At 78.4% G+C, this 1,596-nt stretch carries 2 protein-coding genes; both read left to right on the plus strand.

The window, feature by feature from the left end; all coding sequences use genetic code 11:
* Positions 1-527, plus strand: a 527-nt coding sequence (locus tag ACFV0G_RS39175) for a (2Fe-2S)-binding protein (protein ID WP_380558636.1), incomplete at its 5' end; no start/stop codon positions are given.
* 132 nt (positions 528-659) lie between these two features.
* Positions 660-1,596, plus strand: a 937-nt coding sequence (locus ACFV0G_RS39180) for a dihydrodipicolinate synthase family protein (RefSeq protein WP_380558639.1), incomplete at its 3' end; no start/stop codon positions are given.

Raw genomic sequence — 1,596 nt, forward strand, 5'->3', positions numbered from 1 at the left:
CCACCGAGCTGGGTGCGCGGACGGCCGCGGCCGCCGACGGCACCGTCGGGCTCGCCGTCGACGACGGCCAGCGCACCAGCCTGCCCGGGCTGTGGGCGGCGGGGGAGACCTGCGGGGTCGGCGGTGCCGACCTGGCGCTGGCCGAGGGCGAGATCGCCGCCCGGGTGATCGCGGGCCGCCCGGTGCCCGCCGCCCTGGCCGGGCTGCGCCGCCGCCGGCGGGCCTTCGCCGACCTGATGGCCGGTGCCCACCGGCCCGGCCCCGGCTGGCCGGACTGGCTCACCCCCGACACCGACATCTGCCGCTGCGAGGAGGTGCCCGCCGCCCGGATCCGCGAGGCGGTGACCGACCTCGGCGCCGGTGACGCCCGGACGGTGAAGCTGCTCACCCGGGCCGGGATGGGCTGGTGCCAGGGCCGGATGTGCGGTCCGGCCGTGGCCTGCCTGGCGGGCGGCGGCGAACCGCGCCCGGACAGCCGCCCGCTCGCCTGCCCGGTGCCGCTCGCCCAGCTCGCCGACGGCGGCTGAGCGCCGCGGTCCACCCCGCGCACCTGCCCGCCCGCCTCCCGCACCGCCCGCCCGAGACCCGAACCGGTCCGCCCTTGTGGCCGGACCGTCCCGCTTTGTACAATGTCACACCGCACCATCTGGAGCCGCCACATGTCCCGTGTCCCGTTCGACCCCGCGCACCCCTGGCGCGGCATCATGGTCGCCACCGCCCTGCCGCTGCGCGACGACCTCTCGGTGGACTACGACGCCTACGGCGAGCACGTCCGCCGCCTGATCGACGCCGGCTGCCACGGCGTGGTGCCCAACGGCTCGCTCGGCGAGTACCAGACGCTCACCGCCGAGGAGCGCGCCAAGGTGGTGCGCACCGCCGTTGAGGCCGCCGGGGACGGCGCCCGGGTCATGCCCGGCGTCGCCGCGTACGGCAGTGCCGAGTCGCGGCGGTGGGCGGAGCAGGCGGCGGAGGCCGGCGCCGGCTCGGTCCTGCTGCTGCCGCCCAACGCCTACCGCGCCGACGACGACGCCGTGTCGGCCCACTACGCCGAGGTGGCCCGGGCCGGCCTGCCGGTGGTGGCGTACAACAACCCGATCGACACCAAGGTCGACCTGGTGCCGGCGCTGCTGGCCCGGCTGTACGGCGAGGGCTCGATCGTCGCGGTCAAGGAGTTCAGCGGCGACGTCCGCCGCGGGTACGAGATCGCCGAGCTGGCGCCCGGGCTCGACCTGCTGATCGGCGCCGACGACGTGCTGCTGGAGCTCGCGCTGGCCGGCGCCGTCGGCTGGATCGCCGGGTACCCGAACGCCCTGCCCGAGGCCTCCGTCGCGCTCTACGAGGCCGCCGTCGCCGGCGACCTGGCGACCGCCCGACCGCTCTACCGCACCCTGCACCCGCTGCTGCGCTGGGACTCCAAGACGGAGTTCGTCCAGGCGATCAAGCTCTCGATGGACATCGCCGGCCTCCCCGGCGGCCCGACCAGGCCGCGCGCGGGGCCCGGGGCCCCCCGGTGCGGCGGCCGCGCGCCCGCCCCCCCCCCGGTCGGCGCGGGCGCCGGGCGGTGGGGGGGGGCCCCCGACCGGGGCGGGGGCGCGG

The sequence above is a fragment of the Kitasatospora sp. NPDC059571 genome (genome assembly GCF_042735675.1).
Taxonomy (GTDB): domain Bacteria; phylum Actinomycetota; class Actinomycetes; order Streptomycetales; family Streptomycetaceae; genus Kitasatospora.